The organism is Rhodopseudomonas sp. B29, assembly GCF_000333455.1.
Lineage (GTDB): Bacteria > Pseudomonadota > Alphaproteobacteria > Rhizobiales > Xanthobacteraceae > Rhodopseudomonas.
Genome location: NZ_BADD01000719.1, coordinates 21,612 through 33,426, shown reverse-complemented (window position 1 = coordinate 33,426; position 11,815 = coordinate 21,612). Strand labels below are relative to the sequence as shown.

At 66.6% G+C, this 11,815-nt stretch carries 13 protein-coding genes and 2 pseudogenes; 9 read left to right on the top strand and 6 right to left on the bottom strand.

What is annotated here, in order from left to right:
• Both I5M_RS26130 and I5M_RS26125 read left to right on the top strand, forming a co-directional pair.
• Nucleotides 1-707 (top strand): CoA transferase (locus I5M_RS26130; protein WP_022724091.1); only part of this gene is annotated, 707 nt, incomplete at its 5' end.
• 71 nt (nucleotides 708-778) lie between these two features.
• Nucleotides 779-1,756 carry a tripartite tricarboxylate transporter substrate binding protein gene (locus I5M_RS26125; protein ID WP_022724090.1) on the top strand — a complete coding sequence of 326 codons (978 nt, stop codon included), beginning with the start codon at nucleotides 779-781 and terminating at the stop codon, nucleotides 1,754-1,756.
• Between the two features lie 134 nt (nucleotides 1,757-1,890).
• Here I5M_RS26125 and I5M_RS26120 read toward each other — a convergent pair.
• Nucleotides 1,891-2,574 (bottom strand): annotated as a pseudogene (locus tag I5M_RS26120) (nucleotidyltransferase domain-containing protein); the annotation flags it as partial.
• A 252-nt stretch (nucleotides 2,575-2,826) separates the two neighbouring features.
• Here I5M_RS26120 and argJ point away from each other — a divergent pair.
• Nucleotides 2,827-4,068 (top strand): bifunctional glutamate N-acetyltransferase/amino-acid acetyltransferase ArgJ, encoded by a 1,242-nt coding sequence (gene argJ / locus I5M_RS26115; protein ID WP_022724088.1) that lies wholly within the window; start codon nucleotides 2,827-2,829, stop codon nucleotides 4,066-4,068.
• A 224-nt stretch (nucleotides 4,069-4,292) separates the two neighbouring features.
• Complete coding sequence (locus I5M_RS26110; protein WP_022724087.1) at nucleotides 4,293-4,694, top strand: (deoxy)nucleoside triphosphate pyrophosphohydrolase; 402 nt, start codon at nucleotides 4,293-4,295, stop codon at nucleotides 4,692-4,694.
• Between the two features lie 114 nt (nucleotides 4,695-4,808).
• On the opposite strand, the gene I5M_RS26105 is transcribed toward I5M_RS26110, so the two are convergent.
• Together I5M_RS26105 and I5M_RS26100 are read right to left on the bottom strand one after the other, a co-directional pair.
• Entirely contained in the window at nucleotides 4,809-5,642 is an 834-nt protein-coding gene (locus I5M_RS26105; protein WP_022724086.1) for a methyltransferase domain-containing protein, read from the bottom strand.
• A 41-nt stretch (nucleotides 5,643-5,683) separates the two neighbouring features.
• Nucleotides 5,684-5,998, bottom strand: a complete 315-nt coding sequence (locus I5M_RS26100) for a hypothetical protein (protein WP_022724085.1) — start codon at nucleotides 5,996-5,998, stop codon at nucleotides 5,684-5,686.
• A gap of 148 nt (nucleotides 5,999-6,146) precedes the next feature.
• Here I5M_RS26100 and I5M_RS26095 point away from each other — a divergent pair, with 148 nt between their 5' ends.
• The 5 genes and pseudogenes from I5M_RS26095 (at nucleotide 6,147) to I5M_RS26075 (ending at nucleotide 9,268) form a co-directional block, all read left to right on the top strand.
• Nucleotides 6,147-6,947: a ComF family protein gene (locus tag I5M_RS26095; protein ID WP_051048839.1), complete on the top strand. Its 801-nt coding sequence runs from the start codon at nucleotides 6,147-6,149 to the stop codon at nucleotides 6,945-6,947.
• Nucleotides 6,948-6,990: 43 nt separating this feature from the next.
• Entirely contained in the window at nucleotides 6,991-7,266 is a 276-nt protein-coding gene (gene grxC, locus I5M_RS26090) for a glutaredoxin 3 (RefSeq protein ID WP_022724083.1), read from the top strand.
• Nucleotides 7,263-8,144, top strand: coding sequence for a carbon-nitrogen hydrolase family protein (locus I5M_RS26085; RefSeq protein ID WP_022724082.1), 882 nt, complete (start codon nucleotides 7,263-7,265; stop codon nucleotides 8,142-8,144). The genes grxC and I5M_RS26085 overlap by 4 nt, the downstream gene beginning before the upstream one ends.
• Nucleotides 8,141-8,637: pseudogene (locus tag I5M_RS30655) on the top strand (DUF1178 family protein). Before I5M_RS26085 ends, I5M_RS30655 begins: the two are co-directional and overlap by 4 nt.
• Before the next feature lie 193 nt (nucleotides 8,638-8,830).
• The gene (locus I5M_RS26075) at nucleotides 8,831-9,268 is read left to right on the top strand and encodes an EamA family transporter (protein WP_022724081.1); all 438 of its coding nucleotides are present in this window, start codon (nucleotides 8,831-8,833) and stop codon (nucleotides 9,266-9,268) included.
• Here the strand turns inward: I5M_RS26075 and I5M_RS26070 are convergent, their stop codons facing one another.
• From I5M_RS26070 to I5M_RS26060, 3 genes are all read right to left on the bottom strand, one after another.
• On the bottom strand, nucleotides 9,269-10,168 hold the full coding sequence (locus tag I5M_RS26070) for an EamA family transporter (protein WP_022724080.1): 900 nt from the start codon (nucleotides 10,166-10,168) through the stop codon (nucleotides 9,269-9,271).
• A gap of 291 nt (nucleotides 10,169-10,459) precedes the next feature.
• The gene (ubiG, locus tag I5M_RS26065; protein ID WP_022724079.1) at nucleotides 10,460-11,248 is read right to left on the bottom strand and encodes a bifunctional 2-polyprenyl-6-hydroxyphenol methylase/3-demethylubiquinol 3-O-methyltransferase UbiG; all 789 of its coding nucleotides are present in this window, start codon (nucleotides 11,246-11,248) and stop codon (nucleotides 10,460-10,462) included.
• A gap of 16 nt (nucleotides 11,249-11,264) precedes the next feature.
• Complete coding sequence (locus I5M_RS26060; protein WP_022724078.1) at nucleotides 11,265-11,744, bottom strand: PH domain-containing protein; 480 nt, start codon at nucleotides 11,742-11,744, stop codon at nucleotides 11,265-11,267.
• Between the last annotated feature and the right edge of the window lie 71 nt (nucleotides 11,745-11,815).

Sequence of the window (11,815 nt, the reverse complement as noted above, 5' to 3'; positions counted from 1 at the left end):
ACCCGATCGGGGATTCGATCGGCGGGCTGTTCGGTCCCGTCGGCGTACTCGCCGCATTGTGGAAGCGCGCCAAGGATCCGAACGCCCCCGGCGAAGAGATCGATCTGGCGCTGACCGAGACCGTGTTCCGGCTGCTCGACGTGCTGCCGATCGAGCACGATCAGCTCGGCTTCGTGCGCAGCCGCATCGGCAACTCCAACGGTTACTCCGCTCCCGCCGCAGTGTTTCGCACCAAGGACGATCATTGGGTGACGCTGGCCGGCTCGACCAACGCGCTGTACGCGTGCAACTGCCGGGCAATTGGGCGCCCCGACCTGATCGACGATCCGCGCTTTGCCGGCAATCACAATCGCGTCCAGCATGCCGGCGAACTCAACGCCATCTTCGCCGCCTGGTGCCTGGATCATAACCTCGATGAAGTGCTCGAAGCCTTCACCGCCGCGCAAGGCACCATCGCGCCGATCTACTCGGTCGATCAGATTGCCGCCGATCCGCAGGCGCAGGCGCGCGACATGATCACGCGCGTACCCGATCCGCATTTCGGCACCGTGGCGATGTCCAACGTCGTGCCGCGCTTCACCGTCGATCCAGTGAAGCCGCAGCATTCGGCCGGCGACATCGGCCACGACAATCACGAGGTCTATCGCGACTGGCTGGGATTGTCGGAGGCCGAGATCGAGCGACTCCAACTCGCGCATGTGATCTGAGCAGCGCAGCTGCCGTCGCGCGTAGCCGGAACGACAACAAGAACCGGACCGCGCCCTCAAGGAGACGTCGAATGCCTATCACCCGCCGCTCACTACTCGCGACCGCCGCCGCCCTCGCCGCCATGCCGGCCGCGCGGGCCTTCGCCGACACCGAATGGCCGAGCCATATCGTCAAAACCATCTCGCCTTACGGCGCCGGCGGCGCCAACGATATCTCGCTGCGCATCTTCAACGCGTTCTTCGAGCGCGAGCTGAAGGAGCAATTCATCGTCGAGAACAAGCCAGGCGCCGGCACGCGCATCGCCAGCGAAACCGTGGCGCACAGCGCGCCCGACGGCTACACGTGGCTCTACGCGGCGGCGCCCTACGCGACGGCCGAGGCGCTGTTCGGCAAACTCAACTACGAGCGCAAGGAGCTGCGCCCGGTGGCGATGGCGGCTTACGCGCCGATCTTCCTGATCATCAACGCCAAGTCCCCGTACAAGACGCTGCCGGAGCTCATCGCCTACGGCAAATCGAAGTCGGAGGGCCTGACCTTCGGCTCGCCCGGCCCCGGCTCGCAGCCGCATCTCGCCGCCGAGCTGCTGTTCAAGACCGCCGGCGTCAAAGGCCTCAACATCCCGTTCCGCGGCGACTCGGCCGCCTACACTGAACTCCTCGCCGGCCGCGTCGATGCGACGTTCACGGCGATCACTTCGGCGCTGCCGCACATTCAGGCCGGCACGTTCCGCGTGCTCGCCACCGGCTCGCCCACCCGCAGCACGATCTATCCGGATGCCCCGACCATGGTGGAGCTCGGCTATCCGCAGGTGACCGCCGCCGGCTGGTACGGCTTCATGGCGCCGGCCGCGACGCCGGCACCGATTATCGAGAAGCTACAGGACCTCGTACTCCGCGCGCTGAAGGACAAGGACGTCCAGCAGAAGCTGATCGCGCAAGGGCTCGAAGCCCACGGCCTCAGCGGCGTCGACTTTGCCAAGTTCATCGACGACGAGACCGCGAAATGGAGCAAGGTGATCAAGGAAGCGGGGCTGCAAGGCCAGCAATGACGCTCCTTCCGTCATGCCGTCTTCGCCTCACACCTCACCGTCACCACCCGCGCATGCGGGTGGCCCAGTATCCCAGAGCATTCCTGATCGAGCACGATGGTCAACATCAGCGCTCCGGGAATACTGGGTCGCCCGCCGTCGCGGGCGATGACCTGGTCGCGCTCGGCCAGCTTGGCGGCGACGAATTCGGCGGCGGTGCCCTCGACGACTTCCTTGTCGAAGCGCTCGACCAGTTCGGCGTAGAGCTGGTCGTCGCCGGTGAGGAAGCGCGTCTCCAGGATCGCAGTGCGGATAGTCATGTCGGCGCGCGCCTGGCGCACGCATTCGTCGACCGAGCGCGTCGCGTGGCCGACTTTGAGGCCGATGTCCCACAGGCAGTACAGGATGACTTCGGCGACCTGCTCGCCCCAGGCGGTCTGCTTGTAGGGCAGGATGAACAAGAGATCGATGTCGCTCTCCGGCGCCATCAGACCGCGGCCGTAACCGCCGGTCGCCACCACCGACATCCGCTCGGAGCTCGACGGCGTCGGCGAATTATACAGGTACTGCGTCGCGGCGCGGAACAGCAGCCGGATGATCTCGTCCTGAACGAAGCACAGCCGCTCGGCGCAGCGGCGGCCGTGGCGATCACGCAGCAACTCGGCCTCGGCCTCGGCGCGCGCCTTGGCGAGTTCGGCCTTCATCATCATCGCCAGCGCGGTGCGGAACGCCTGATCGTTGCCTGCGTGGGCCTCGGCCAGAGCGGCGATATCGCCGCTGACGCGGGCGCTGTCGAACCGCGGATCGGCGGCCTTCGGATGTGTAACGACTTTATCCATGCGTCTGACCGATAACGAAGCTGGCTGGCGCTGTCACCGGCGATTGTAGCCGCCAGCGATTCGCACGTAATCCCCACAGCATAGGGTCTGGCGGCCGGCGCTGGCGATGGGTCTTTCGGCAATTCGCGGGTTTTGCCGGCCACCAGGCCGTCTGCAAAGCCATCGTGGCGCGGCAAATGCCTTCTCATTGTCGCGCGCTTGTGAGAGAGGGTGAGTTCGCGTTCCCTACTGAACCATCCGAAAGCACGCCCGATGTCCTCCGCCGTCTCCCCGCTCGCGCCGACCGAAGTCCCCGCATTGCCGGCCATCGCCGGCGTCCGCCTCGCCACCGCGGCGGCCGGCATCCGCTACAAGGGCCGCACCGACGTGCTGCTGGTCGAGATGGAGAAGGGCACCACGGTCGCCGGGGTGTTCACCAAGTCCAAGTGCCCCTCGGCCCCGGTCGAATGGTGTCGCGATAAGCTCAAGGGCGGCGGCGCCCGCGCCCTGGTGGTCAATTCCGGCAATGCCAACGCGTTCACCGGCAAGACCGGCCGCCAGGCCACGGCGCTGACGGCCCAGCTCGCCGCCAAGGCGGTCGGCTGCAAGCCGGCCGAGGTGTTCCTCGCCTCCACCGGAGTGATCGGCGAACCGCTCGACGCCACCAAGTTCGATGGCGTGCTCGACGAACTGGTGCAGGAAGCCAGTCCGGACGACTGGATGGACGCCGCCAAGGCGATCATGACCACCGACACCTTCCCCAAGGTCGCGACCGCGACGGTGAAGCTCGGCAAGGCCAAGGTTACCATCAACGGCATGGCCAAGGGCGCCGGCATGATCGCGCCCGACATGGCGACGATGCTGTCCTTCGTCTTCACCGACGCCCCGCTGTCGGCCTCGTGCCTGCAGGCGCTGCTCAAAGCCGGCGTCGCCGACACCTTCAACGCGGTGACGATCGACGGCGACACTTCGACCTCGGACACGCTCTTAGCCTTCGCTACCGGGACCGCGGCCGAGAACGGCGCGCCGAAGATCTCGCGCGCCTCCGACCCGCGGCTCAAGGCCTTCGTCAAAGCCTTCAACGCCGTGCTGGCCGACCTCGCCGAGCAGGTCGCGCGCGACGGCGAAGGCGCCCGCAAGCTGGTCGAAATCATCGTCGAAGGCGCCAAGACCAAGGAGTCGGCGCGCAGGATCGCGATGTCGATCGCCAACTCGCCGCTGGTGAAAACCGCGGTCGCCGGTGAAGACGCCAACTGGGGCCGGGTGGTGATGGCAGTCGGCAAAGCCGGCGAGCCGGCCGATCGCGACAAGCTGTCGATCTCGTTCAACGGCATCCGCGTCGCCAAGTCCGGCGCACGCGACCCGAGCTACGACGAGAAGCAGGTCTCGGCCGAAATGAAGAAGCCCGAGATCCAGATCAAGGTCGCCCTCGGTCTCGGCAAAGGCCGCGACCGCGTGCTGACATGTGATCTCACCAAGGAATACGTCGCGATCAATGGCGATTACCGGTCGTAAAGCTGGCAGTGTGCGATGGCGAAAAGCACCGTGCTCGTCCAATCACAAACGTCATCGCCCGCGAAAGCGGGCGACCCAGTACGCCGTGTCGTTGGTTGCTTAGCCGCGGCGCTCTGGAATACTGGGTGCCCCGCTTTCGCGGGGCATGACGTTGTTAGTAGGGCGAGCGCTGTGCACCACATTCGCGGTATGGTGATCGCCCTGCGTCAGACGCGGAGCGCCGCATGAACCTCCTCCTCGTCGTCGCCGCGGCGCTGATCGATGCTGATAATCGCGTGCTGATCGCGCAGCGGCCGAAGCACAAGCAACTCGGCGGGCTGTGGGAATTTCCGGGCGGCAAGCTGGATGCCGGCGAGCGGCCGGAGGCGGCGCTGATCCGCGAGCTGAACGAAGAGCTCGGCATCACCGTGAAGGAAGCCTGCCTGGCGCCGCTGACCTTTGCCAGCCACGCCTACGAAGACTTCCATTTGCTGATGCCACTGTATGTCTGTCGGCGCTGGGAAGGAATGGTGATGCCGCGCGAAGGCCAGGAACTGGCCTGGGTCCGCGCCACCAAGCTGCGCGACTACCCGATGCCGCCCGCCGACATCCCGCTGATCCCGCCGCTGATCGAATTGTTGATGTAGCACGCCGTCATGCTGAGGTGCTCGCCCGTAGGGCGAGCCTCGAAGCATGCGCCACGTGCGAAGCCCATCCTTCGAGGCTCGCTTCGCGAGCACCTCAGGATGACGCTGCACTTGTTACTTCGGCTGTAATCCCCTCACCGCCTCCGCCAGGCTCGCCTTCGCCGAACCCGGCCGTAGCGGCTGTTGCTGGCTTTCGTGCGGGGCCCAGCCGGACAGCCAGACGATCTCGAAGGTGGCGCGGATGCGGCCGTCGGGATCGGCGAAACGCTCGGCGTAGACTTGCGCCATGCGGGTCAGCGTGGCGCGGCGGAGCGGCGTCTTGCGGCGCTCGATCAGCGTGTTGGTGGCGCCCATGCGCCGCAGATCCTGCATCAGCGCGAAGACGTGCGGATAGCGCACCACGACGCGGTCGACATCGGTGACCGGCAGCGCGAAGCCGGCGCGCTGCAGCAGCGCGCCGAGGTCGCGCAGATCGGCCGCCGGCGCAACGCGCGGCGACACGCCGCCCTCGATCTCGGCCTCGGCGGCCGCGAACGCCTGACGTAGTTCGGTCAGCGTATCGCCGCCGGTCAGTGCAGCGAGCAGCAGGCCGTCCGGCTTCAGCGCGCGGCGGATCTGCGCCAAGACGCCCGGCAAATCATTGGCGAATTGCAGCGCCAGCGCCGAGACGGCGAGATCGAACGCGCCCGGCGCCAGGTTCAGCGCTTCCTCGCCGGACGGATCGACCGCCACATGCGTCACGTTCGGAAACCGCTGCGCTGGCAGCGCCGAGCCCGGCGTCCACACGTCGGCGATGACGCGAAACTCGCGCAGCACCGCGCCGAGCCGCTCCTCCATCTCGCCACTGACGCGATCGAGCAGGAAACCGGCCGGCTCCAGCCTGCCGGCACGCGCCAGCCGCGGCGCCAACAGGCGCCGATCGAACAACAAGGGAGCAGATGCGTTCATGCGCGGCAGCTAAGCATCGTCACGAGCGAAGGCAAATCGCCTCAGTTCAGCTTCGAGCCGGCCGATGGACCCGCCTGCGCCGGCCCGGCCTGCTGAGCCTCGAACATCTTCAGCACCGCATCCAGCGCGTTGCGCAGATGCTGCGCGCCGCTCTGGCTGCAGCGCAGCCGGGCGGTGGTGACGAACTTCACCTCGACGGTACCGTCGGCCAGCGGGTTGAGCGTCCGCGCCGCGAGTTCGATCTCGACCGCATTGGCCATCACCCCGTGCGCCGGCGCGATGTCGAAATAGACATGCGGCGCGTTGACGAGATCCAGATAGGTGATATCGGCGGGCTTGGTTTCCGGGGCGGCCATGCGAACTCCTGGGCGCGAAGGCGATGGCGCCTTGTGCGCCTTTCCGGCCGCCGGCTCTACCCGGAACTTGCCCTGCTTCCCCTGCTCGCGCGCATTGAAGCCGCTTGACGCCACAACCGACCGCGCTAGCCTTCCTTGCATGCAGGCGATGGCGGACAGGCTGGCGCAAAGCGCCGGTACGGCATGGACGAGCCTCGCCCCGGTGCGGCGCGCGCTGCAGCGGGCGGCGCAGCTGGCGCTCGACATCGCGCTGCCGACGCTGTGCGTGGCCTGCCGCGAACCGGTCGCGGGCGACGGCGTCTGTGCAGCCTGCTGGGCGCAGCTTTCGTTCATCGCGCCGCCTTATTGCGACAGGCTGGGAATCCCGTTCGTTTACGATCCCGGCCCCGGTATGCTGTCGATGCAGGCGATCGCCGACCCGCCCGCCTATGCGCGGGCCCGTGCTGCCGTGCGCTACGACGATATTGCCAAAACGCTGGTACACGGCCTCAAATTCCACGACCGCACCGATCTGGCGCCGACGATGGGGCAGTGGATGGCGCATGCCGGCAAGCCGCTGCTCGACGAGGCCGACGTGCTGGTGCCGGTGCCGCTGCATTGGCGCCGCGGCTTCTCGCGGCGCTACAACCAATCCGGCGCGCTGGCGCGGGCGATCGGCAAACAGACCGGGCTGCCGGTGGCGGTCGAGGCACTGCGTCGCATCCGCCCGACCGCGCATCAGATCGGGCTGTCGCGCAGCGAGCGCGCCGCCAACGTGCAGGGCGCCTTCAAGGTCGCGGCGGACCGCAAGCACGTGATCCAGGGCCGCCGTGTGGTGCTGATCGACGACGTCCTCACCTCCGGCGCCACGGTCGACGCCTGCGCCCGCGCCCTGCTCCGCGCCAAGGCGGCCTCGGTCGACGTTCTGGTTTTCGCGCGGGTTGTGGATACCTTGAAATCTCCCATATAATCCGCTCCTTGCGCCGAACCGGCGCGGAGAAGACGGAGCCGTGATGCCCGCTGCGATCGAAATTTTCACCCGCCCCGGCTGCGGCTATTGCAGCGCCGCCAAGTCGCTGCTCAACCGCAAGAAGGCGGCGTTCACCGAATACGACGTATCGGTGGATCCGTCCTACCGCCAGCAGATGGACCAGCGCACCCATCCGGGCTCGACCTATCCGCAGATCTTCATCGACGGCCGCCACATCGGTGGCTGCGACGACCTCTACGCGCTCGACCGCGAGCACAAGCTCGACGCACTGCTCGCCGGCGAGACCGCAGCGTCATGACGGGCGTCGGAGCCGCCTTCAACGCCGCGATGGTGCAGATGCGCACCGGCCTCGAGCCGGCGCAGAGTCTGGCGCAAGGCACTGCGCTGATCCGCGAGGCGGCCGCCGCCGGCGCCGACTACGTGCTCACCCCCGAGGTGAGCAACATGATGCAGCTCAATCGCGAAGCGTTGTTCGAACGGCTGGCCGAAGAGGACAGCGACGCATCTCTCAAGGCCTATAGCGAGCTGGCGCGCGAACTGAACATCCATCTGCATATCGGCTCGCTGGCGATCCTCGCGACGCCGGATCGCGCCGCCAACCGCTCGTTCCTGATCGGGCCCGACGGCGGCATCCTGGCGAGCTACGACAAAATCCACATGTTCGACATCGATCTCGGCAATGGCGAGAGCTATCGCGAGTCGGCGAACTATCAGCCGGGTGAAACCGCGGTGATCTCCGATCTGCCGTGGGGCCGGCTCGGCCTGACGATCTGCTACGACGTCCGCTTCCCGGCGTTGTACCGCGCGCTCGCTGAGGCCGGCGCTTCCTTCATCTCGGTCCCGGCCGCCTTCACCAAACCGACCGGCGAAGCGCATTGGCACGTGCTGCTGCGCGCCCGCGCCATCGAGAACGGCTGCTTCGTGTTCGCCGCCGCACAGGGCGGCCTGCACGAGAACAAGCGCGAGACCTACGGCCATTCGCTGATCATCGATCCCTGGGGCAAGGTGCTGGCCGAAGGCGGCATCGATCCCGGCTTCATCATGGCGCGGATCGATCCGGCGGAAGTCGGCAAGGCGCGCGGCAAAATCCCGTCGCTGCAGCACGGCCGCCGCTTCACGCTGGCGGATCCCAATGCCGGCCCGGACTATCTGCATCTGGTCCGGAGCCAGACATGATCCGCTACAGTCTGCGCTGCGACCAGGGGCATCAGTTCGACAGCTGGTTTCAGAGCTCGTCGGCTTACGACTCGCAGGTCCGGCGCAAACTGGTGAGCTGCCCGCAATGCGACTCGGTGAAGGTCGAGAAGGCCATCATGGCGCCGCAGATCGCGCGCCGCAAAGGCCGCGAGCCGGTGGTCGACCAGGCTTCGCCTGCGCCTGCTGCTTCGCCTGAAGCGGCAGCACCGGTGCCGGCGACGAATTCAACGCCGCTGATGCTCGCGCAGGAGCGCGAGCTGCGCGCCAAACTCAAGGAATGGCGCGACCACATTTTCAAGACCGCCGACAACGTCGGCGAACGTTTCCCGGAACAGGCCCGCGCCATGCACTACGGGCGACATCGAGCACCGCCCGATTTATGGCGAAGGCGTCTCCGGCCGAAGCCAAAGAACTGATCGAAGAAGGCATCGAAGTCGCGCCGCTGCCGGTGCTGCCGGACGATCGGAACTAACCCTTCGTCATTCCGGGGCGCGCGTAGCGCGAGCCCGGAATCCATACGCCGCAGCATCTGTTATGGAACACGGTGGCTGTTACTTCGCTCACGGAGCGAGAACAGGAGATATGGATTCCGGGTTCGCCGCTTCGCGGCGCCCCGGAATGACGGACGAGAAGTTGGGCGTAGAACGATCGCTGGAGATGCCACCGTGAACCCCGACACCCTCCTCTCCTGGCAACTCTGGGCCATCCTCTCCGCAGTATTCGCGGCGCTGACGGCGATCTTCGCCAAGGTCGGCGTCGCCGATATCAACTCCGATCTTGCCACCTTCATCCGCACCATCGTGGTGTTGGTGGCACTCGCGGCTATTCTGCTCGCTACCGGCAAGTTCGCGCTGAGCGGGCCGATCACGCCCAAGACCTGGCTGTTCCTGATCCTGTCCGGCCTGTGCACCGGGGCGTCGTGGCTGTGCTACTTCCGCGCGCTCAAGCTCGGGCCGGCGACGCTGGTGGCGCCGATCGACAAACTCAGCGTGGTGCTGGTGGCGCTGTTCGGCGCGGCGTTTCTGGGCGAGCGGCCGAGCGGCACAAGCTGGTTCGGCATCGCCCTGATCGCCGCCGGTGCGGTGATCATCGCGCTGAAATAATCAGGCGGCCACCAAAAGTCCGACGCCGATCACGATCAGGGCGATGCCGGAGAGTTCGCGCCAGGACAGCGGCTGCTTGAACGAATAGTAAGCCACCGCCTGGGCGAACAGCACCTCGACCAGCGCCAGCGTGCGCACGCTAGCGGCCGCAGTGAGCGCGAAGGCGAAGAACCAGAATTGCGACGCGGCGGCGCCGACGAAGCCGGCCAGCATCGAGGGCCGCCACAGCTTGAGAATGTCGCGCAGCACCTGCGGCGCCCGCGCCAGCAGATAGATGGTCAGCACCAGCGTCTGCACGCCGAGCCCGAACACCAGCGTGTAGCTCGCCGCGGTGACGAAGCTGACGCCCGGCACCACGATGATGGCGCCGCGATAGCCGACCGCCGATAGCGCGAAGCCGGCGGCGGCGGCCAGCCCGAGCACGGTCGGACGCAGATTGCCGAGGCTGCGGGCGGCACCAGGGCGCAGCGCCGTGATCACCACGCCGACCGTGGCGATCATGATCGCCACCACTTTCCAGACACTCAGATGATCGCCGAGAAACACGAAGCCGAAGATAGCGGTCTGGATCGCCTCGGTCTTGAGATACGCGGTGGTGACGACGAACGAGCGCTCGGTCATCGCCTGCAGCATCAGCCCGGTGGCGGCGATCTGCGACAGCGCACCCAGCAGCAGCCACGGCCAGAACGTCGCGCCGGGCCATGGAATCGCATCGCCGGTGGCGACGATGACAATGGCGAAGAACACCAGCGAGAACGGAAAGCCGAACAAAAAGCGGATATTGGTGGCGCCCCAGGTGCCGAGTGGCCCGGTGAGCGAGCGCTGCATCGCATTGCGCGCGACCTGCCCGACCGCGGCGACGATCGTGAACGGAACCCAGAGCGAGGTGACGGTGAACATGAGGGCGGGACCAGGAAAGGTGCCGCACCGTGGCGGTTGCGCACCGCCCGGTCAACCAGCGCCGGCATGCCGGAGCCGCAGACGGCCCTGCAGGAATGCCGTGCTGATGCAAGGCGGCGATCGTCATTGCGAGGAGCGAAGCGACGAAGCAATCCAGCCCGGTGCACGGAGCTGGATTGCTTCGCTTCGCTCGCAATGGCGATGGAGAGGTCGCCTTGTGTAGCTGTAGGGTGGGCAAAGGCGCGCAGCGCCGTGCCCACGTCGAACGTCACCGCGTGGGCTTCGCTACGCTCAGCCCACCCTACGAATCAACGAAGCCGACCACACCGCCGTCTCGGCCACCACCATGTAGTTCACGTCCATGTCGGTCGACAGCCGCCAGCGGTCGGCGAGCGGATTGAAGGTGATGCCGGATTGTTCGGTGACGGCGAGCTTCAGCCCGGTCAGGTACTGCTCGAGTTCGGCGGGCGTGACGAACTTGTCCCACTGATGCGTGCCGCGCGGCAGCCAGCGCATGACGTATTCGGCGCCGACGATGGCGAGCGCAAAGCTCTTCCAATTGCGGTTGAGCGAGGCCACCACCATCATGCCGGTCGGCTTCATCAGCGCCGCGCAGCGCGCCAGGAAGGCGCCGACGTCGGTGACGTGCTCGATCACTTCCATCGCCAGCACGATATCGAAGCGCTCGCGTGGATCGACCTCTTCGACCGTGGTGTTGCGATAGTCGATCGACAGATGCGACTTCTCGGCGTGCAGCTTGGCGGCCGCGATGTTGGTGGCCGAGGGATCGATGCCAATCACCTGGGCGCCGAGCCGGGTCAGCGGCTCGCACAACAGACCCGCGCCGCAGCCGATGTCGAGCACGCGCAAGCCTTCCAGACAGCTCAGGCTCTTGGCGTTACGCTCGAACTTGCGGCAGGCGGCATCGCGGATGAAGCTGATCCGCAGCGGATTGATCCGGTGCAGCGGCGCCATCTTGCCGGTCGGGTCCCACCATTCCGCCGACAGCTTGGAAAACTTGGCGATCTCGGCCGGATCGACGGTCGAGGCTGCGGCGGGGGAGTCGAATTGCGGTGCCATGAGTACAGCCGTGCTCCTAACGCGCGGTGATGGAATTGCGGAACGCCAGCGGCGCTGCGACCGTGCGGATGGTCTCGCGGCCTTCGCCGACGCCCAGGACGGTCACGTCGCCATATCCGAAGATACGGCCCAAAATGCTTTGATCGAGATCGACACTTTCGATCTTGTCGAGACTCATTTCGAAGGTCCGACGCTGCACGAAGCCGGTCTTGTGCACCAGCCGGAACGAGGTGACGTCGGTTTCGGTCGTCCAGCGGTGGAACCAGGCGCGCAGCGTCGCCACCGCGGCGAACAGTCCGACGATGCCCCCGATCCCGAGAAGCCCGAGCTTGAGACGTTCGTCGATCGCTGCCAGCGCCTGCAACTGGGTGACACCGGCAGCGACCACGGCGACCACCCACAGACCGATCGCCGGAAGATAGAAAATCCAATGGGGCTTGGCGGAATACAGCACGCGTTCGCCGGGCTGCAGGATCTGGTCGATATATCGTCCCATTCCGTGTCAGACGCCTTGTTCCGGTCTCGCGCCCGCTGGAGGCGATCTCCGGCTTGCTTGCCCGGAACCAC